This is a genomic window from Bacillus sp. IBL03825, assembly GCF_024712505.1.
Classification (GTDB): Bacteria; Bacillota; Bacilli; order Bacillales; family Bacillaceae_G; genus Bacillus_A; species Bacillus_A wiedmannii.
In genome coordinates, this window is the sequence record NZ_JAMXKE010000001.1 from 365234 (window position 1) to 384911 (window position 19678).

Consider the following 19678-nt stretch of genomic DNA (forward strand, 5'->3'; position numbering starts at 1 on the left):
GTAAACTTGATGCAAAATGAGTCTCCAGTACATGGTGTATAATAATAAGTACCATTTTCTAATAGGAGAAGACGAATGAACGAACAATATTACGATGCTGTATTACATATAAAAACTGTCGGTGAGCAAAAGGGCTTTAATAAATCTATGCATTATCACCGTTATGAACCGACGCCATATAGCGGATTAGATGAGTTATTGAATCAATATGAAATAAGAAGTAGCGACCGAATTGTAGATTTTGGGTGCGGAAAAGGACGATTAAACTTTTACATGCACCATAAGTGTGGTGCTTCAGCGGTTGGAATTGAAATGAATGAAGAGTTTTATAAAGAAGCAATGGATAATCTAGAGCGCTATGCACGAAAGGTAAGAAACAGTAAAGATAAAATTGGGTTTGAATGCTGTTTAGCGCAAGAATATGAGATTGATTCACGTGATAACCGGTTTTATTTCTTTAATCCATTTTCTGTACAAGTATTTATGAACGTAGTAAATAACATTTTACTTTCGGTAGAAGAAGCGGAGAGAGAAGTGGATATTATTTTATACTATCCTTCTGAAGATTATATTTTCTTCTTAGAGAACCAGACTGCGTTTGAGCTGAAGAGGGAAGTAAGGTTGCCGGGTGCTTATGAGAAGAATGGGAATGAGAGATTTTTAGTTTATACATTAAGAATATAAAAAAGCAGGTGCCTTGGCACCTGCTTTTCTTTACTCACGTCTATATACTTAGTTACGGATTAAGTAATCAAATGCACCTAAAGCTGCGTTTGCACCTGAACCCATAGAGATGATGATTTGTTTGTACGGATTATTTGTACAGTCACCTGCTGCAAACACTCCTGGTACGTTTGTAGCGCCGTGCTTGTCTGTTACGATTTCACCGCGAGCGCGTTCAACTGTTTCGCCTAACCAGTCTGTGTTTGGCACAAGACCGATTTGTACGAATACACCTTGTAATTCAACGTGATGAACTTCTTCAGTTTCACGATCGATGTAAGAAATACCGTTTACTTTATCAGTACCAGTGATTTCTTTCGTTTGAACGTTTTTCAAAACAGTTACGTTTGGTAAGCTGTTAAGACGCTCTTGTAATACAGCATCAGCTTTTAATTCTGGCATGAATTCAAGAACAGTAACGTGCTTAACAATACCTGCTAAGTCGATAGCTGCTTCAATACCAGAGTTACCTCCGCCGATAACAGCTACGTCTTTTCCGATGAATAATGGACCGTCACAGTGTGGGCAGTATGCTACACCTTTATTTTTGAACTCAGCTTCACCTGGTACGCCAACGTTACGCCAGCGAGCACCTGTTGAAACGATTACGCTCTTACTTTTCAGAATAGCGCCGTTTTCAAGTTCCACTTCAATAAGTTCTTTTTTCTCTAAACGTTTTGCACGTTGTAGATTCATTACATCGATGTCGTATTCTTTTACGTGCTCTTCAAGACTTGCTACTAGCTTAGGACCTTCAGTGCGTTTTACGCTGATGAAGTTCTCAATACCCATAGTATCCATTACTTGACCACCGAAGCGCTCAGCAACGATACCAGTACGGATGCCTTTACGTGCTGCATAAATCGCTGCACTTGCACCAGCAGGGCCGCCACCAACAACAAGAACATCGTATGGATCTTTATCAGAAAGCTCTGATGCATCTGGACCGTTACCCATTTTAGCTAAAATTTCTTCAAGTGTCATACGACCGCTTCCGAAAGATTCGCCGTTTAGGAAAACTGTTGGTACTGCCATGATGTCTTTGCTTTCTACTTCCTCTTTGAATGCAGCGCCATCAATCATAGTATGTGTAATACCAGAGTTTAGAACGCTCATTACGTTAAGAGCTTGTACAACATCAGGACAGTTATGACAACTTAGGCTGATATAAGATTCAAAATGATATTCGCCTTGAATGTTTTTGATTTGATCGATTAATTTTTGTTCAACTTTTGGAGCGCGTCCACTTACTTGTAGTAAAGCTAACACTAATGAAGTAAATTCGTGTCCTAATGGAATACCAGCGAATACGACACCAGTGTCTTCACCAGGGCGATTTACGCTAAAGCTTGGTGTTCTCTCTAATTCAACTTTTTCTACTGTAATCTTAGATGACATAGTAGCTAATTCGTCTACTAGAGCTAACATATCTTTAGATACGTCGTCGTCTCCAGCGCTTACTTTAAGTAAAATATCGTTCTCCATTAACTGAAGGTATTGGGATAGTTGTGTTTTTATATCTGCATCTAGTATCATTTTGATCGAACTCCTTAGATTTTGCCTACAAGGTCAAGGCTTGGTTTAAGTGTTGCAGAACCCTCTTGCCATTTAGCTGGGCAAACTTCACCTGGGTTGTTACGTACGTATTGAGCTGCTTTAATTTTGTTAACAAGAATGCTTGCGTCACGGCCGATACCGTCAGCATTGATTTCCATAGATTGGATAACGCCGTCTGGATCGATGATGAATGTACCACGAGCAGCAAGACCTTCTTCTTCCATTAAAACGTTGAAGTTTGTAGTGATTGTGCGAGTTGGGTCACCAATCATAATGTATTCGATTTTGCCGATAGTTTCTGAGCTATCATGCCATGCTTTGTGAGTGAAGTGAGTGTCTGTAGATACAGAGTATACTTCAACGCCTAAGTCTTTAAGAGCTGCGTATTGGTTTTGTAAGTCTTCAAGTTCAGTTGGGCAAACGAATGTGAAGTCAGCTGGGTAGAAACAAACTACACTCCATTTTCCTTTTAAACTTTCGTCAGTAACTTGGATAAATTCTCCATTATGGTAAGCGTTAGCTTTAAACGGTTTTACTTCTGTGCCGATTAATAACATATTAAAATTCCTCCTAAATGTTGGTTTTGAGCATCAAAAAATAGTGTGCTCATAAAATATATTTTTTAATTAACTATAATAATTCTAATTCGATATTAATTATCATATAGAAGTGGTTATTTTGTCAAGAGAATAAACCAACTTTATACCAATTTAATTAATATTTATTCTCAATTAAGGTTGTTAGGGAATTAAAAGGTAATTTTCATGTCATAAATTTTCAATGAGTGTTTGAAAGAGTAGTGTGTATGTTAGAGATATGGTGTAAGTATAAATTCTTAGGAAGGAGATATTTCTTAGAAGTTGTAGATTTGAAAAGGAACTGCTTATTTCTATTTTACAAAGAATTGTGCGATAAATAAAATAAAATGTATCGGAATCTTTGTGAACAATTATTGTCATCTTAAATGCATATAATAAGAAGTAGATTGCAATGAGAAATAGAAATATTGACGCTCATTTCTAACAAGATATAATAAAAACGAGATATGTATTGCAACAATAAAGATATAGTATAGATCGAAAAGATTTCAGTCTATTATTTTTTACGGCTTTTAGAAAACGCTTACAATTAGTGTGGAGGGGAAACCATGTCTAAGTTCACGAAGTATTTTTTAATGGAAGCTAACGATGTGATTGCATATGTGAAAGAGAAATTATGTAAGTTTGAGAGTGCAAAGGGGTTACAGTGTAAAGAAATTGGTGATGGGAATTTAAATTATGTGTTCCGCGTTTGGGGTGAACAGAAGAATATTTCTGTCATTGTAAAGCAAGCTGGGCATACAGCGCGTATTTCAGATGAGTTTAAGTTGTCGACGAATCGTATTCGTATAGAATCGGATGTATTGCAGTTAGAGGAGGAGTTAGCACCTGGGCTTGTTCCAACGGTGTATTTGTTTGATAGTGTTATGAATTGTTGCGTAATGGAAGATTTATCGGACCATACAATATTACGTACAGCACTTATAAATCATCAAATGTTTCCAAAGCTTGCGGATGATGTAACGACCTTTTTGGTAAACACACTCTTATTAACATCAGATGTTGTAATGAATCATAAAGAAAAGAAGGAACTTGTGAAAAATTATATAAATCCTGAGTTATGTGAAATTACAGAAGAACTCGTCTACGCTGAGCCATTTACAAATCATAATAAGCGTAACGAGTTATTTCCGTTAAATGAAGGATGGATTAGAGAGCATATTTATAGTGATAAAGAGCTTCGTATGGAAGTAGCAAAACTTAAGTTTTCTTTTATGACGAATGCACAGGCGCTTATTCATGGTGATCTGCATACTGGTTCTGTTTTTGTGAAAAATGATTCCACGAAGATTATTGATCCTGAGTTTGCCTTTTATGGACCGATGGGATATGACGTTGGGAATGTAATGGCAAATTTAATGTTTGCTTGGGTGAATGCAGATGCGACCATGGCGCTTGGAGCTGAGAAAGATACGTATATGGGTTGGCTACAATCGACAATGGTAGAGGTAATTGATTTATTTAAGAAGAAGTTTTTAGATGCTTGGAATATCCATGTGACCGAGATTATGGCGAAGGAAGAAGGCTTTAACGAAGTATATTTACAATCTGTATTAGAAGATACGGCTGCAGTGACGGGCCTTGAGTTAATTCGTCGTATTGTTGGGCTAGCGAAAGTGAAAGATATTACTTGTATTGAGAATGAGGAAGCACGTGCTAGAGCGGAACGCATTTGTCTTCAAGTAGCGAAGAAGTTTATTTTACGAGCGAATCAATATAAAACAGGCACAAGCTTTGTAGAAACGTTAAAAGAACAGTCAATGCACTACGCGAAGTAAGGGGAGAAGATGATGGAAGAGCAATTAATACCAATTCAGTGGAAAGAAGATGCTTTAGTTTTATTAGATCAAACATTATTACCGAATGAAGTTGTCTATGAATCTTTCAAGACAGCTGAAAGTGTGTGGGATGCCATTCAAGTAATGAAAGTAAGAGGAGCACCAGCGATTGGTGTTTCAGCAGCTTATGGTGTGTATTTAGGAGCTAAGGAAGTTAATCAAAGTACGGTGGAAGAATTTATAGAGGAAGTCAAAAAAGTATGTGCATATTTGGCAACATCAAGGCCGACAGCAGTAAACTTATTCTGGGCACTTGAAAGAATGGAGGCGGTAGCGACAGAGAACGCGCACTTATCAATCGCCCAGTTGAAAGATAGATTACTAGAAGAGGCAAAAGAGATTCATAGAGAAGATGAAGAAATTAACCGTCAAATTGGAGAACATGCATTAACATTATTCCATGATGGAATGGGGGTATTAACACATTGTAACGCTGGTGCGTTAGCGACGACTAAGTATGGTACTGCGACGGCTCCAATGTACTTAGCGAAAGAAAAAGGATGGGACTTAAAAATCTTTTCGGATGAAACACGTCCTAGATTACAAGGTTCAACGTTAACAGCACTAGAACTACAGCGAGCGGGGATTGATGTTACTGTTATTACGGATAATATGGCAGCTATGGTCATGTCACAAGGAAAAATCGACGCTGTAATCGTTGGGTGTGACCGTGTGGCAGCAAACGGTGATGTAGCAAATAAAATTGGGACATTAGGCGTATCTATTTTAGCGAAATACTACAACATTCCGTTTTATGTAGCAGCACCAACACCGACAATCGACTTAAAAACACCGACAGGAAAAGAAATTCCAATTGAGGAAAGAGATGCTTCTGAAGTGATTAATCGCTTCGGACAATATTCTGCTCCGAAAGAAAGTAAAGTATATAATCCGGCATTTGATGTCACATCACATGAAAATGTAACAGCGATTATTACGGAAAAAGGGATTGTAAAAGCACCGTTTACGGAGAATTTAAAAAAGCTATTTCAATAAGTAGATAGATTTAAAAAGTCAGTCATCATAAGCTTCATACTTAGGGGGATGTATATGTTATTACAAAAAGAAAGAGAAGAAATTGTAGCGTATGGAAAGAAAATGATTTCTAGCGGTTTAACAAAGGGGACAGGCGGCAATATTAGTATTTTCAATCGCGAGCAAGGTCTTGTTGCAATTAGCCCAAGTGGTTTAGAGTATTATGAAACAAAACCTGAAGATGTAGTTATATTAAACTTAGATGGTGAAGTGGTAGAGGGAGAGAGAAAGCCATCAAGCGAGTTAGATATGCATCTTATTTATTATAGAAATCGTGAAGATATAAATGCGCTTGTGCATACACATTCACCTTATGCGAAGACGATTGCATCATTAGGATGGGAGCTTCCTGCTGTATCGTACTTAATTGCTTTTGCAGGCCCGAATGTTCGCTGTGCACCGTATGAAACATTTGGTACGAAGCAATTAGCAGATGCTGCTTTTGAAGGAATGATAGATCGCCGTGCCGTTTTACTTGAGAACCACGGTTTAATTGCAGGTGCAAATAACATAAAAATGGCATTTACTGTTGCGGAAGAAATCGAGTTTTGTGCGCAAATTTACTATCAAACAAAAAGCGTCGGAGAGCCGAAACTATTGCCAGAAGATGAGATGGCGAATTTGGCTAAGAAGTTTGAAGGGTATGGGCAGCAGTAGAATGAAATAAAAACCCCCTCAAGAAAAAATCTTGAGGGGGTTTCTTTACGCCTTCTTAAGCAACAAATACATAAAGTAAGGAGCACCAATTAAAGCAACGACAATACCTGCTGGGATGCCATTAGGTTCAACGATGTTTCGGCCAATTGTATCTGCTAATAGCAATAGCCATCCGCCGATTAAAAGGGCGATAGGCATGAAAATTTGATGTCTTGGACCTACTAAAGATTTCGCGATATGAGGAGCCATTAGTCCGATAAAACTAATTCCTCCTGTTACGGAAACAGCTGCAGCAGCAAGCGCAACGGCTGCAACTAATAAGTATCTGCGTTCTTTTTCAATTTCAATTCCAACACCGATTGCGACTGGCTCGTTTAATGCTAGAATGTTTAATCGGTTTGCTTTATAGAAAACGAACGGAATTAATACGATTAACCATGGGAGCATTGCTAAAACGAAGACCCAGTCATCTCCCCAAATGTTTCCGGCAATCCACTTGGCGATAAAGTCCACTTTCATACGATCAGCGGATGAAATAAGGACAATCATCATTCCAGATAGTGCAAATGAAAAACCAATACCAGTTAATGTTAGTCGAATTGGCTGAAGCCCAGTTGATTTGCTATATGAAAATACGTAGATTAGAACAGCTGTAAGAAAAGCTCCAATAAATCCAACGACTGGTAGTAAGTAAAGAAATGAACCTACATCTATTGGAAAGTATAAAAAGAAAATAGCAACAGCAACACCGGCCCCAGAGTTGATTCCGAGAATACCAGGTTCAGCTAAATCATTTCGAGTAATTCCTTGGAAGATAGCCCCTGATAAAGCGAGAGCCATACCAGCTAATAATGTAATAACAATTCTAGGTAGTCTTAAAGAGTATAAAACAAACTCCTCTTTAAAAGTCCCTTGTCCCATTAATGTTGGGAGTAGTCGATCATAAGATAAAGATGCTGAACCAAGTCCCATTCCAACTACAATGGTGGTGATGGTCAGTATTAGTAAAGCGAGTATAATAAGACGTTGTTTTCTTAGAATAGATTGCATCATGAGAATGTTTTTCCTCCTTTACGTACAACGAATAGGAAGAATGGCAGCCCTACAATTGCGACAATAGCGGCAACTGGTGTTTCATATGGAGCGTTAATAGTACGTCCGATTGTATCTGCAAGTAGCATAAAGGAAGCTCCAGCAATTGCTGACATCGGTATAACAAATCGGTAATCTGGACCGACAATTGGGCGTACCATGTGAGGTACCATTAAACCGATAAATGCCATATTTCCGACAAGCGCTACAGAAGCACCAGCAAGTAAGATAATAATGATAAATAGAATGGTTTTAATAACAATAATTTTTTGACCTAGTCCAATAGCCACTTCTTCACTGAAACTAAGAACTGTTAATATTTTTGCTAGTAAGATAGCGATAAAGATACTAATTGAAATGACTGGAATAATAATTTTCAATTGGCTCCAAGTAGTTCCAATTACGCCCCCGGCAGTCCAAAGTGATACATCTTGTGAAATTTTGAAGTAAATACCGACTCCTTCTGAAATTGCGAGTAGAAATGCTGAAACGGCAGCACCGGCTAATACAATTCGAAGAGGGGACAGCCCGCCTTTTTTCACCATACCAATTCCAAATACCATAATCGCGCCAATTGCAGCACCGATAAAGCAAGCAAATGTTAAGTAAAGATAGCTTATGGAAGGGTTGAAGGCTAGCGTTAACGCAAGTGCAGCATTTGCTCCACCAGATAGCCCTAATAATCCAGGATCTGCAAGTGGATTTCGTGTTAATCCTTGCATAATTGCTCCAGAAACAGCAAGGCCCGCTCCTACAAAAATAGCAGCAACTTCACGTGGCAAACGTATTTCGCGAATAATAGATATTTTGTCCCCTTTAGCGGAGGATGTGAGTGCTAACCATACGTCTTTTATTGAAGTATCTGCAGCACCTAATACCATTGCCACCATAAAAATAAGAAAGAATGCAATTATGCTCAAAATGAGTTTGTATGTAAAAGCTATAGAACGTGGATTGTCGTGATCTTTTGTCATTCGTTTCACATCTTTTCTGTTCATAGAATAAAGGAAGAGGAATTCTTAATTTAAGAATTCCTCATGTTTGTATTATTTACCAAGAAAGCTCTTCTTGAAGAAGTCTAGTTGGAAGTCTAATGTAAGTGGATCATTGAAATAGAATTCCATCATGTTTGCTTCGTATACGCGATTATTTTTTACTGCTGGGATGTTTTTATATGATTCTGTCTCTTGGAATGAGTTATCAGTATCTTTGTTTTTACTTACGATTAAGTAATCACCAGCAAATTCAGGTAATACTTCAGTAGATAATGCGTAGTAACCTTCTTTTAATGCTTTTTCTTTTACTTTTTCAGGCATTTTTAATTTCATTTCTTGGTACAGAATTTCTGTTCCACGGCCCCAGTTTTCGCCGTATACATAAAGCTGTTTGTTGAAGTTTTCTACAACAGAAACTGTTGCATCTTCACCAATTTTTGCTTTAATTTCTTTACCAGCGTCTTGTGCACGTTTCTTGAAGTCATCAACCCAAGTTTTTGCTTCTTTTTCTTTGTTTAATAACTTACCGATTTCTAAATGCTGTGTTAAGTAATCAACTTTTCCGTAAGTGTACGTTACAGTAGGAGCGATCTTCTTTAACTTATCAACATTTTTAATATTTGATAAACCAATGATTAAATCTGGATTTAGTTCAGCGATTTTTTCAACGTTTTCATCTGATACTTCAGCAACATCTTTAAGTTTGCTATCAAAGCGTGGGTTTTGTTTAGACCATGAATCTACCCCAACAAGATTTACATCTAATGACATTACGTTACCAGCGAATGATGATAAAACAACAACGCGTTTTGGATTTGCAGGAACTTCTACTTTACCATTTTCAGATTGGTATGTAATTGTTTCTGATTTACTACCTTTTGCATCGTTCTTTTTGTCTGTAGAGCCATTACTACAAGCGCTCATAACAAGAACGAAAAGAACTGTTAGTGAAATAAATAACTTTTTCATTGTCTTTCTCCTTTAACATAGATGATATGTGTATATAATAATTTGTTTAACTGCAATCTTTTTGAAAGAGTAGTGGTAATGCAAAATGCTTATTAAAAATCTTGAATATGAGATACTACAATATAGTATTAACCATATTAATAAAAGAAGATGTAATCTCAAATTTGCTAATTATTAACAAATTGATAATGATTATCACTATTGATTCTTTAAATAATATAATTTTATATAGGTGTATTGTCAATAGTAATTTTGATTGTAAATTTTGCGGAAACAGGTTATATTTTATTGAGAATGATAATCAACGACTAGTAGCTGAGGAGTGACACGAATGAATCAAGAAGAATTGTTTGATGTAACTGTGATAGGCGGAGGACCTGCAGGGCTTTATTCAGCTTTTTATAGTGGACTCAGAGAGATGAAAACGAAAATAATAGAATTTCAACCACAGTTAGGTGGAAAAATACATGTTTATCCAGAGAAGATGATATGGGATGTAGGAGGGCTGCTGCCAGTTACAGGTGATAAACTAATTGAACAACTTGTACAGCAAGGGCTAACATTTAAGCCAGAAGTGGTATTAAATACAAAAGTAGAATCGATTATTCGTAACGAAGATGGCACTTTTACGTTAAAAGCGATCACTGGAGAAGAACATTTTTCAAAAACAGTTATCGTCGCAACTGGAAGTGGTATATTGAAACCTCAAAAGTTATCAATTGAAGGTGCTGAGCGATTTGAAGTATCTAATTTAAATTATACAGTGAAATCTTTAAAGCGTTTCAAAGGTAAGACGGTCATTATTTCCGGCGGAGGAAATTCTGCTGTTGATTGGGCAAATGAATTAGAACCAATTGCGAAAAAAGTGTATGTAACATATAGAAAAGAAGAATTATCTGGCCATGAAGCACAAGTAAAACAACTGCTGAACAGCTCGGCGGAGTGTTTCTTTAATACATCGATTACAAAACTCATTGCTGGTGATAATCATGAAGCGATCGAATATGTAGAATTAACGAATCATGAAACAAGTGAAATTTCACATTTACCTATTGATGAAGTGATTATTAACCATGGATATGAACGTGACATTACGTTATTAGAAAATAGTGAGTTAGACGTTGCAATTATAGATAATTATTATATTGCAGGTAATGCGAATAGTGAGTCCTCTGTAGATGGATTATATGCTGCGGGAGATATTTTAAAGCACGAAGGGAAATTACACTTAATCGCGGGAGCATTCCAAGATGCTGGAAATGCTGTAAATAAAGCGAAACAATTTATTCAACCAGATGCAAGTGAGTACGGAATGGTTTCTTCGCATAATGAAGTATTTAAGAAGAGAAATCGTGAATTGATCAAGCAGATGATGAAATAATAAAAAAACAAGTATACCCCCATTTACTTCTCTATTCGAGTGATAAGAGAGGTAAATGGGGGTTTTCCTGTTTACTATATTTTCAATCATTATAATGACACCGGTTTCATCAGTTCATGTGATATGAACGTTTTATTTGTAAATCTTCCTAGAAAACAATGAATCTATGTTTTGCTGACGCAGAACAATATTACATTATGCTGTCCCTTTAGCTCGTTCGTTAGGAAATGGCATATTTAATATAGACGCAATATACTGTTTTCCATGCATTCGAGCTAATGATTCTAATATTTGACGGACGCGTTTTGTAAGATGTCCTTGTCCCTTTATAGCTTCACAATATGCGTCATAGAAAGCGTATTTAGCCCAAAGGAAATCATCTTGTTGGAATAAAAAATGATTTTTGTACCATTCCCCAATTGTATGGTAACAATTGTTTTCATGTATTACTGAGCTTTGAGAAAGAATACGATCAGATAAAGATGTAGTTAAATGAGAAATTGTGTTTTCTGTTTCAACCTGTAATGTTTTTTCTAACATTGTAATGATGTGACGAGTAGCCATATGTTAACTCTCCTTTGTGTAAATGGGTAATACCATTCTATATTTAAAAAATCCTTACTATATTATTATACAATATATGGAATGCATCCACCTTCTTTTTAAATTGCATTTACAAAATCTTTTTTATTTGTTTACAAAAATAAAGTAAGATACAGTATATATGAAAAAATAATAAAGGAATGAACGCGTTGTATATAACAGTAGAAGAAGCTGCGGAGTATTTGAATTTACCAAAGTCGTATATTGAAGAGCTAATTCAGCAAAAGAAAATTCGTGCATTATTTGATGGAGAGCAATATTTATTAAATAAAGAACAATTCAATACACATTTAGAACAAATGGAGAAATATAAGCAATTAGTGGAAGATATATTGAACGAACCAATTCCAGAAGATATGGATGTTAAAGACGAAGATTAAACTATGGGAGATCCCGTATGAAGATATGCAGAAATGTATCTTCATACGGGATTTTTAGTTTCAAGATATCAAAATTTTAAGGAGTCCCCAGGATTTTTTGGAATTTGATAGGTAGTAGTCTACCATGTTAAAAGCATATTTTTTTACAGCTAGGACAAACATAGAGCACGTAACCTGTACAGATACATATACTATCAGTGCAAAAGCTTATAAATTAATGGAAGGGGTTTTCTCGTGAGTTTATTTCATTGTGATTTTCTGAAAGACTTAATTGGATCTTATGTGAGAGTAAACAGGGGTGGTCCGGAATCTCAAAAAGGAACAATAATATCAGTATGTCCGGACTACTTCGTATTGCAGAATGAAAAAGGTGAGCTTTATTACTATCAACTTAGTCATCTAAAAAGTATTACAAAAAATGCGAAAGACTGTGGATCAAGTGATTCCGAGTGGGAAGATTGCGAATGTGCAGAAGACTTTGAGGCACTACTTCAAACTTTCAAATATTGCTGGGTAAAAATTAATCGCGGTGGTCCAGAGAAAGTAGAAGGCATTTTGCAAGATGTATCTTGTGATTTCGTAACATTAATCGTAAAAGAGGAACTTATATTAATTGCAATAAAGCATATTAAAAGCGTTAACTATAATGCATTAGCATGCGGAGAGAGCGATGAGAGCGATGATAGTAGCAGTAAGGAAAATAGTAGCAATAATTCAGGTCGCGCTCGTGCACAAAGACAATCAAGTAGAGGAAGATAAGAGGAAAGGGGGATACGAAATTGGAGAATGTATTATGCTGTGACCAAATTAAATGTTTAGTTGGTGAGGCTGTAAAAGTAAATCTTCGCGGACCAGAAAGTCGAGTGGGTGAGCTCGTAGCGTTAGGCAAAAATTATCTAACGCTACAATTACCTCATGGTGAATTAGTATATTATCAGTTGAAACATGTGAAGAGTCTAGTTAAGAAAGTGAAAGAAAGTAAATGTGGCGATTGTTATAGTTCATATTTCTGCTCTGATGAAGATACTTTTGTCGATGTATTACGTGACTTGAAGTATAAGTGGGTAAAGATTAATCGTGGTGGTCCAGAGTGCGTGGAAGGTTTATTAGGTGAAGTGCATGAAGAATGTATTACACTAGTAAACTGCGATGAAGTCATTTATATCATTAATTATCATATTAAGAGTGTGAGTCAAGTAGTGAAATGTAAAAAGAATGAAGATGAATAATGTTTAATAAATAAGAGGGGCATTATGAGGGAAAGAGAAGAACAATTTCTTATTTCGATAGTATGAAAAGGAATTACTTACTATTAAAACAGAACTTTGCCCTGATTATTTTTTTAGAAATGAAAGACAGGAAAGAAGAAATCCATAGGAAGGAGGATACAGATGAATGAGTTAAACAAAAGTATTGGAGAAAATATATATGTTAAATTAATCGGTGAAAAAAGATTTAAAGGTGTATTAATAGACGTAGGAAATGATATTGTTGTTCTTTACAACGGACAAGACTACGTATATATATCTTTATACCATGTACAATATTATAAATTTTTAAGACCACATGATGAAGAAATATCAAAACCAGATGTTGATTCTGTAATTAAGAGGGAATCACCTTCCATTTCTTTGAGAAAAGTATTAAGTACTTCTAAAGGGATTTTTACAGAAGTTTATGTAGCAGGAAATGCTCCAATACATGGTTATGTTACAAGTGTAATGAACGATTATATTGTTTTTTATAGTCCAGTTTATAAAACAGTATATATATCTTTAAAGCATTTGAAATGGTTAATTCCGTATAAAGAAAATCAAGTCCCGTACGCCCTCAATAAAAATGAACTCCCCGTGAATCCATTAAATATTACGTTAGCTAGAACATTTGAAGAACAGCTTATTAAAATGTCCGGCAAAATTATGGTGTTCGATTTAGGTGAGGAATCTAATAAGATCGGAAAGATGGCAAAGATTGATGAAGGGCATATTGAAATATTAAAAGCACGTGATGCAAAAATGTATGTGAATATTCAACACGTGAAATCTGTCCATTGTCCGTAGACTAGTTGAAAGGGCTGGCTTTTTCTTTTATATGCAGAAGAAAAGGTCGAGCCTATTTGTTTAGCTCGATTTGAATATGAGGGGGAAAAATGAATTGAATATAAATGTGTTAGTGTGAACGTTGAAGAGGAAATCTTGTGCTAAATCATAAAAAATATGTACGAGCTGTCTTTTGATGTATTCAATTTATTTTTTGAGGGAGAACTGCTTAACTAATTTATTAAAGGGGTTTTGTTTGTGGAGCAGTTTCCAAATTCGTTATCGATTACATTACTTGGTAGTGCTGGTGGAGCAGCAAAAGCAGTTTTAGCAATTTTAAATCAAGCGATAGTAAATGAAAAAGACCCGATTTATGAAGTGATAAAGAATGTTACATTTCATTTGGTTGATATAAAACAAAAAGATAGGACTTATTATGATGAGTTGTTTCCAAATTTGAAAGATCAATTGTTTTTATATGAAATCGACCTTCAAGATGTAGTGACATTTAAACAGCATTTAAAAGAAAGTAGTACGAGTGTTGTTATTGATGTTTCAGGGGCAGATACAATCAGAGTATTAAGTTGTTGTAATGAACTTGGAATTTGTTATATTAATTCAGCTTTGGAAAATGAGGCAGTAGATCAGGACGATAGTTTAATCGGCTTTCAGCTTACGGAAAGATATACGAGGTTTGAGAAGGAGAAAGAGAAATTTACAGGTACAAAGGCAATTATAGGCTCAGGTATGAATCCAGGTGTTGTTCAGTGGATGGTTGTTGAACTTATGAAGGAACGCCCACAGGAAAAGCCAAGAGCATGCTATATAGTAGAACATGATACGTCATTTTTGAATGATACAGCACTAATAAAGCCACATACACTGTATGCTTCATGGGCAGTAGAGCGATTTCTAGATGAAGCGATATGGAGTTATCCGATGTATATGAGTCATCATCGTCCCCTTTATTTTTATGAAGATGTATATGCTTCAGAGTATAAAGTAAAGTTAGGAGAGAAAGAGTTTTATGGTTGTTTAATGCCACATGAGGAAGTTTTAATTTTAGGGAAAAACTTCAATATGGAAGTTGGGTTTCTTTACCGAATTAACGAGTATACAACAAATGTAATTAGGCAGAATTTAGATAAGGTAGAAGATTTATGGAACTGGAATCGTAAAGTATTTAATCCAGCGGAAGAAGAGATTGCTGGCGAGGATCTAGTTGGTGTATTACTCGTTTATGAAAATAGCGAGACATATATGTATAACGTGATGAATAGCAGTCAAGTTTTTCGTAAATATAAAACAAATGCAACTTACTTCCAAGTAGGATGCGGAATTTATGCTGGTTTGTGTAGTTTACTTTTCGATAACTTTAAACAAGGTGCCTATTATGTAGAGGAATTATTATTAAATACAGAAAGTAAGTATGGAGAATATTTAAATTTATATATGAAGGATTTTGTAGTAGGGGGAAATGATTTTACGGATGGATTGCTACATGATCGGGTAAGATGGATATAAGTTATAGTGAAAAGGGAGGGGGATGGGGATCCCCTTCCTTTTCGTATTGCCCTGAAAGCAATTTCATACTGATAATTTAAGGAGATAATATGTAGAGTGTTTGTATAGAACATGAGGAGTATTTATATGAACAAATTTAAAAGCTTTATTTATGAGGAAAAAGAAGCCTTAAAAGTATTTGAAAGAATTAACGGGTTTGTTAGTGAATTGATGTTATTAGGAAAACCGAAATCAACGAATTATGAATGGTGTAATATACGGGAATCCTTTTATATGTTGTACAGCTAATGGAAAGTTATGTAGCGCGATATAGAGTGACATTTCATATGCAAGTAGATGGAAATCTACCTGTTATAAATGGTGATGATAAAAAATTAAAACAAGTGTTATTAAAAATGGAATAGAATCAATGCCAGAAGGTGGAGATATTCATATTCGTGCATATCAAAAAACTGAAAGGCATTTGTATATTTCTGTTGAAGATCAAGGCTTTGGTATAGAGAAGGTTGAAAAGGCTTTTTACACAACAAAGGAGAATGGTACGGGACTTGGGTTAATGATTACATATAAAATTATTTAGGAACATCAAGGAAGTATCGCGATTTAAAGTAGCATGGGAATAGGAACGAAAGTGGAAATTTTTTTACCGACAGCATAATATGCTAGAGGAAAATATTTTTCAGAAAAGTGTTCTTGTTGTGTAAATATAAACATTTTATAAAATGTTTCAAGAAGGGTTTTTTTTATAAAATACTTCGTTTATAATGGAGGAAAATATCGACATGAGATTTGTTATTCATGTAACGGTTCGGTAGTGTTAGAGAAAGAAGGGGTGCACGCGCATCCTTTTTTCTATGCAGATATTATGAAAGAGGTGGTATGATGGAATTAACATTAAATTCGACTGTATGTTTACACACGATTCAATTTCGAAAAGAGCAAAAGAATTATATTGTAAAAGATACAATTACAGGAGAAAAATATGAAATGCCGCCACTTTGGATTGATGCATTGGCAATGATGCGTGACGGTTTTTTATTAGGGGAAATTGAGGAGAAATTAAAAGAAGAGTATCCAGACGAAGAAATAAATATGCTAGCATTTACGAGGCAACTGTTAGAGCTAGAGCTTGTCGGAATGGTAGATGGGGAAGAAATAGCTTGTACAAAGAAGAAAGAGAAAGATTATTTAGCTTGGTTACGTCCTCGTGTTGAGCAATTCTTTCTTAGTTTAAATAAAAAAAATAGAAGCAAAGGTCAATGATGATCTTTGCTTTTTTGTATAGTTTGTTTAAAAAATTACAGCGAATGCTCTTGCGAAAGCACCGTCGCTATCTTTAATTTTTAAAGGTGCCGCTGAGAAAAAGAAACGTTTCGTGTGAATTGCATCTAAGTTTGTTAAGTTTTCAATTAAATAAATATTATTCCCAAGTAGTATGTGATGTATTGGTGATGTTTCTGTCGTTACCTCATCAGGAGAAATGAAATCTAGGCCGACCGATTTTACTTTTAATTGAACTAATTCCTCGGCTAATTCTTCAGAAAGATAAAAAGCTTCTTGCTCATACGCCTCTGTATTCCATTTAGTAGATAGATTGGAATGGAAAATAACAATATCTCCTTCTTTTATGTCAGCGTTGTGTAATACTTCCTTACGTAACTTTCGCTCTTGAATATGAGTTACATCAATAAGAACAGCTTCGCCTACAAATTGATCTAGGGGTAATTGATCAATAGTCGTTGCGCCTGAAATGAAATGAGCAGGAGCATCACAATGCGTGCCAACATGAACGACAGAATGAAAATCTGTAACTTGATAGCCTGTCTCTTCAACGCTTGTAATGGCTCCTAAATTGATTTTTGGTGTTCCAGGGAATTGGGACATATTGTTTTCAAATGTTTGTGATAGGTCAATTACTTTCATTTTAAATACCTCCAATATATGTTTTGAAATAAAAAAACTCACCCTTCATAATCAAGAAAGATGAGTTTTGCACACAATAGTTACGTTTTATCTTTCAAAATGCAATGCATTTTGCAGGAATTAGCACCTATTCAGTTTATATAAACTGAGGTTGCTGGGCGTCAAAGGGCCGGTCCCTCTGCCTCTCTTGATAAAGACATATTAAGTTTTCGTTTCTGAATATTCACTACTTTTAAATTGTAATTCATTTCCTTTTTTCGTGCAATACAAAATAGGTATTCACCCAAATAAAGTTGCTCGCATATTGTAGCTTATGTAAATAGAATGCTGCGAAGGAGTGAGTGCAGTGACAGGAAATGTATTGAATTATTACGCTGGTGGAAATACAGCTAGAGGATTTCATAATTTATACGACGAGAATTTAAAAGGGCTAAACAGGTTATTTATTTTAAAGGGTGGTCCTGGAACCGGGAAATCTTCTTTAATCAAAGCAATAGGTCGTGAGTGGGTTGAAAAAGGATATGATATTGAATTTTTACACTGTTCTTCTGATAATAAATCGGTTGATGGTGTAATTATCCCGAAGTTAAAAGTAGGAATTGTTGATGGAACATCACCGCATGTTATTGAGCCGAAAATGCCAGGAGTTGTCGAAGAGTATATTAATTTAGGGGTTGCTTGGGACTCAGATAAATTAAGAAAGCAGAAGGTGGAAATTGAACGATTTGTTTCAGAAGCAAGTAAGGCTTTTCAAACTGCTTACGCATGTTTTAACGAGGCACTAGTTATACATGATGAGTGGGAGAACATATATATTAATAATATTGATTTTAATAAAGCAAATGAACTAACCGATCAGCTGATTCAGAAGTTATTTACAGATAAAGGCGGGAAACAATCGCTTGTGAAACACCGGTTTTTAGGGGCAGCTACACCGAAAGGAGCAGTTGATTTTGTTCCGAATTTAACAGAGGGATTACCACATCGTTATTTTATAAAAGGACGCCCAGGCTCTGGGAAATCAACAATGCTTAAAAAATTAGCTAAGGCAGCAGAAGAAAAAGGATTTGAAGTTGAAGTATATCATTGTGGATTTGATCCAAATAGTCTTGATATGGTTATCGTAAGAGAATTAGGGTTTGCAATTTTTGATAGTACCGCACCACATGAATATTTTCCGAGCCGCGAAGGTGATGAAATTATAGATATGTATGCCTTGATTGTGACACCAGGGACAGATGAGAAGTATGCGACAGAAATTCGTGACGTGTCGATTCAATATAAAGCAAAAATGAATGAGGCGATGTCTTTCCTAGCGAAAGCGAAATCAGTTCGTGATAAATTAGAACGAATTTATATTGCTGCTATGGATTTTTCAAAAGTAGACGCATATAAAGAGGAGATTCAAAAAGAGTTTGAACGAATTGCGGTTAGTGTAACAGAAAAGAACAAGTAAAAAATAAGGAACTTTGGTAGGCTGTCGGGAATTTTCTGACAGCTATTTTAGTATGTAGTAAACTTAGTAGTATATTTGTCGAATTTCCAAGGAAATAATCAAAAAATGGAGAGGGTATGAAATGAGAGAGAAAATTAGGTTGGAGTTAGCAAGAATTGAACAAGAGAATGATGTGAAAATTTTATTTGCAGTGGAATCAGGGAGTCGTGCTTGGGGATTTCCATCGAAAGATAGTGATTATGATGTTAGATTCGTTTATATGCACCCGGTCGAATGGTATTTATCAATTCATGATAAACGAGATGTAATTGAGTATCCGATTAGTGATGATTTAGATATAAGCGGATGGGATATTAAAAAAGCGTTACAATTATTCGCAAAGTCAAACCCAGCTTTACTCGAATGGATTCGATCGCCGATTTTTTATTCGAAAAACTCTCATTTTCCAGAACAACTTCAGCAAATGAGTGATAAGCACTTTGATCCAAAAGCAACGATATATCATTACCTACATATGGCTTCAAAAAATTATCGTGAATTTTTGCAAGGTGAGAATGTAAAGTTGAAAAAGTACTTCTATGTATTACGTCCTATTTTAGCTTGTAAATGGTTAGAGGAGAAAGAGACTTTACCACCTGTAGAATTTGATCGGTTGATTACAGAGTTATCATTAGAACGCAGTGTATTAGATGAAATTGAACAGTTGTTAATAAAGAAAAAGGCAGGTACTGAATTAGATATTGGATTAAAAATTGAGGTGTTGAATCAATTTTTAGAAGAACAACTTCATTACTACCAGCAATATGTAAAAGGAATTGAAAAGGGATTAGGAATCGACATTGAGAGTTTAAATACATTGTTTCGAGATATGTTGTTTGCAGTAAATGAAAAAGAGCACAAGTGAGTT

Annotated in this window: 20 protein-coding genes, 1 pseudogene and 1 riboswitch; of the genes and pseudogenes, 14 read left to right on the plus strand and 7 right to left on the minus strand. The window is 35.5% G+C overall.

From position 1 onward, the window contains the following. The first annotated feature begins 75 nt into the window (after window positions 1–75). Entirely contained in the window at window positions 76–684 is a 609-nt protein-coding gene (locus tag NHG49_RS01950; RefSeq protein ID WP_064477197.1) for an SAM-dependent methyltransferase, read from the plus strand. A 48-nt stretch (window positions 685–732) separates the two neighbouring features. On the opposite strand, the gene ahpF is transcribed toward NHG49_RS01950, so the two are convergent. Next, on the minus strand, window positions 733–2259 hold the full coding sequence (ahpF, locus tag NHG49_RS01955; protein WP_000599491.1) for an alkyl hydroperoxide reductase subunit F: 1527 nt from the start codon (window positions 2257–2259) through the stop codon (window positions 733–735). A gap of 14 nt (window positions 2260–2273) precedes the next feature. After that, window positions 2274–2837, minus strand: coding sequence for an alkyl hydroperoxide reductase subunit C (gene ahpC / locus NHG49_RS01960; RefSeq protein ID WP_000924417.1), 564 nt, complete (start codon window positions 2835–2837; stop codon window positions 2274–2276). Window positions 2838–3427: 590 nt separating this feature from the next. Between ahpC and mtnK the strand changes: the two genes are divergently transcribed. The 3 genes from mtnK to NHG49_RS01975 are packed head-to-tail and all read left to right on the plus strand — an operon-like array spanning window position 3428 to window position 6409. Next, on the plus strand, window positions 3428–4657 hold the full coding sequence (gene mtnK / locus NHG49_RS01965; protein ID WP_088046912.1) for an S-methyl-5-thioribose kinase: 1230 nt from the start codon (window positions 3428–3430) through the stop codon (window positions 4655–4657). Between the two features lie 12 nt (window positions 4658–4669). Further along, window positions 4670–5713 carry an S-methyl-5-thioribose-1-phosphate isomerase gene (mtnA, locus tag NHG49_RS01970; RefSeq protein WP_098102449.1) on the plus strand — a complete coding sequence of 348 codons (1044 nt, stop codon included), beginning with the start codon at window positions 4670–4672 and terminating at the stop codon, window positions 5711–5713. Window positions 5714–5767: 54 nt separating this feature from the next. Continuing rightward, on the plus strand, window positions 5768–6409 hold the full coding sequence (locus tag NHG49_RS01975; RefSeq protein WP_000926561.1) for an L-fuculose-phosphate aldolase: 642 nt from the start codon (window positions 5768–5770) through the stop codon (window positions 6407–6409). Window positions 6410–6454: 45 nt separating this feature from the next. Here NHG49_RS01975 and NHG49_RS01980 read toward each other — a convergent pair whose 3' ends face one another. The 3 genes from NHG49_RS01980 to NHG49_RS01990 are packed head-to-tail and all read right to left on the minus strand — an operon-like array spanning window position 6455 to window position 9465. Continuing rightward, complete coding sequence (locus NHG49_RS01980; RefSeq protein ID WP_000983741.1) at window positions 6455–7462, minus strand: FecCD family ABC transporter permease; 1008 nt, start codon at window positions 7460–7462, stop codon at window positions 6455–6457. Beyond that, entirely contained in the window at window positions 7459–8499 is a 1041-nt protein-coding gene (locus NHG49_RS01985) for a FecCD family ABC transporter permease (protein ID WP_142289310.1), read from the minus strand. The genes NHG49_RS01980 and NHG49_RS01985 overlap by 4 nt, the downstream gene beginning before the upstream one ends. 48 nt (window positions 8500–8547) lie before the next feature. Next, window positions 8548–9465: an iron-hydroxamate ABC transporter substrate-binding protein gene (locus NHG49_RS01990; protein WP_000732569.1), complete on the minus strand. Its 918-nt coding sequence runs from the start codon at window positions 9463–9465 to the stop codon at window positions 8548–8550. Between the two features lie 331 nt (window positions 9466–9796). On the opposite strand from NHG49_RS01990, the gene NHG49_RS01995 reads away from it, so the two are divergent. Further along, window positions 9797–10846 carry an NAD(P)/FAD-dependent oxidoreductase gene (locus NHG49_RS01995; RefSeq protein WP_064477200.1) on the plus strand — a complete coding sequence of 350 codons (1050 nt, stop codon included), beginning with the start codon at window positions 9797–9799 and terminating at the stop codon, window positions 10844–10846. A gap of 195 nt (window positions 10847–11041) precedes the next feature. Here the strand turns inward: NHG49_RS01995 and NHG49_RS02000 are convergent, their stop codons facing one another. Beyond that, entirely contained in the window at window positions 11042–11410 is a 369-nt protein-coding gene (locus NHG49_RS02000; RefSeq protein WP_048541984.1) for a hypothetical protein, read from the minus strand. 179 nt (window positions 11411–11589) lie between these two features. Here NHG49_RS02000 and NHG49_RS02005 point away from each other — a divergent pair, with 179 nt between their 5' ends. From NHG49_RS02005 to NHG49_RS02035, 7 genes and pseudogenes are all read left to right on the plus strand, one after another. After that, window positions 11590–11829 carry a helix-turn-helix domain-containing protein gene (locus tag NHG49_RS02005; RefSeq protein ID WP_002006755.1) on the plus strand — a complete coding sequence of 80 codons (240 nt, stop codon included), beginning with the start codon at window positions 11590–11592 and terminating at the stop codon, window positions 11827–11829. A 234-nt stretch (window positions 11830–12063) separates the two neighbouring features. Then, window positions 12064–12588 (plus strand): hypothetical protein, encoded by a 525-nt coding sequence (locus tag NHG49_RS02010; RefSeq protein ID WP_064477201.1) that lies wholly within the window; start codon window positions 12064–12066, stop codon window positions 12586–12588. A 20-nt stretch (window positions 12589–12608) separates the two neighbouring features. Continuing rightward, window positions 12609–13058, plus strand: coding sequence for a spore coat protein (locus tag NHG49_RS02015; RefSeq protein WP_098102450.1), 450 nt, complete (start codon window positions 12609–12611; stop codon window positions 13056–13058). A 162-nt stretch (window positions 13059–13220) separates the two neighbouring features. Next, window positions 13221–13889: an LSm family protein gene (locus NHG49_RS02020; protein ID WP_064477203.1), complete on the plus strand. Its 669-nt coding sequence runs from the start codon at window positions 13221–13223 to the stop codon at window positions 13887–13889. Window positions 13890–14126: 237 nt separating this feature from the next. Beyond that, window positions 14127–15392: a hypothetical protein gene (locus NHG49_RS02025; RefSeq protein ID WP_064477204.1), complete on the plus strand. Its 1266-nt coding sequence runs from the start codon at window positions 14127–14129 to the stop codon at window positions 15390–15392. Between the two features lie 168 nt (window positions 15393–15560). Then, window positions 15561–15999 (plus strand): annotated as a pseudogene (locus NHG49_RS02030) (ATP-binding protein); the annotation flags it as partial. Between the two features lie 275 nt (window positions 16000–16274). Beyond that, window positions 16275–16655, plus strand: a complete 381-nt coding sequence (locus tag NHG49_RS02035) for a hypothetical protein (RefSeq protein ID WP_000424111.1) — start codon at window positions 16275–16277, stop codon at window positions 16653–16655. Window positions 16656–16682: 27 nt separating this feature from the next. On the opposite strand, the gene NHG49_RS02040 is transcribed toward NHG49_RS02035, so the two are convergent. After that, window positions 16683–17315: a cyclase family protein gene (locus NHG49_RS02040; RefSeq protein WP_064477205.1), complete on the minus strand. Its 633-nt coding sequence runs from the start codon at window positions 17313–17315 to the stop codon at window positions 16683–16685. An 84-nt stretch (window positions 17316–17399) separates the two neighbouring features. Beyond that, window positions 17400–17512: riboswitch (SAM riboswitch) on the minus strand. Between the two features lie 149 nt (window positions 17513–17661). Between NHG49_RS02040 and NHG49_RS02045 the strand changes: the two genes are divergently transcribed. Together NHG49_RS02045 and NHG49_RS02050 are read left to right on the plus strand one after the other, a co-directional pair. Continuing rightward, window positions 17662–18771: a PRK06851 family protein gene (locus NHG49_RS02045; protein ID WP_098102451.1), complete on the plus strand. Its 1110-nt coding sequence runs from the start codon at window positions 17662–17664 to the stop codon at window positions 18769–18771. A gap of 121 nt (window positions 18772–18892) precedes the next feature. Beyond that, window positions 18893–19675, plus strand: a complete 783-nt coding sequence (locus NHG49_RS02050; protein ID WP_098102452.1) for a nucleotidyltransferase domain-containing protein — start codon at window positions 18893–18895, stop codon at window positions 19673–19675. Window positions 19676–19678 lie beyond the last annotated feature (3 nt).